Below are 565 nucleotides of genomic sequence, written 5' to 3' on the forward strand. Positions count from 1 at the left end.
CGAAGTTATTGATTTTACAACAAAGAATAATTTATCTTTTGTTGATGCTCTTATTAAGCTTACAGCTCATGAAATTGACTATAAAGAGGCGAATATGATTAAATCTATGGTTAAGGTTGGAGCTTTTCCACATCAAAAAGAAATTAAAGACTTTGACTTTAATTTTCAACCTGGCATTAATAAAGATCAAATATTAGATTTCTCAACACTACGCTTTTTAGAATCACAAGAAAATATTGTATTTTTAGATTCTAGTGGCGTTGGAAAAACGTATCTTGCGACTTCTATAGGAATCGCGGCTGCAAAGCGCCGTTGCAGTACATATTCATTAAATGTAATGATTTGTTGCAACAATTAAAGCGAGCAAATCTAGAAAATAGATTAGATGCTAGGCTTAAGCACTTTAGTAAATATAAACTCCTTATTATTGATGAATTAGGTTATTTACCTATCGATAAAGAAGATTCAAAATTATTTTTCCAATTAATTGATAAGAGATATGAGAAAAAAAGCACAATCTTAACTACCAACATAAATTTTAATTCTTGGGATGATATTTTTTATG

1 pseudogene is annotated in these 565 nt (G+C 29.0%); it reads left to right on the forward strand.

The window, feature by feature from the left end:
• Window positions 1–73: 73 nt before the first annotated feature.
• Window positions 74–565 (forward strand): annotated as a pseudogene (locus CLPUN_RS12700) (ATP-binding protein); the annotation flags it as partial.

Source organism: Clostridium puniceum (assembly GCF_002006345.1).
Taxonomy (GTDB): Bacteria; Bacillota; Clostridia; order Clostridiales; family Clostridiaceae; genus Clostridium; species Clostridium puniceum.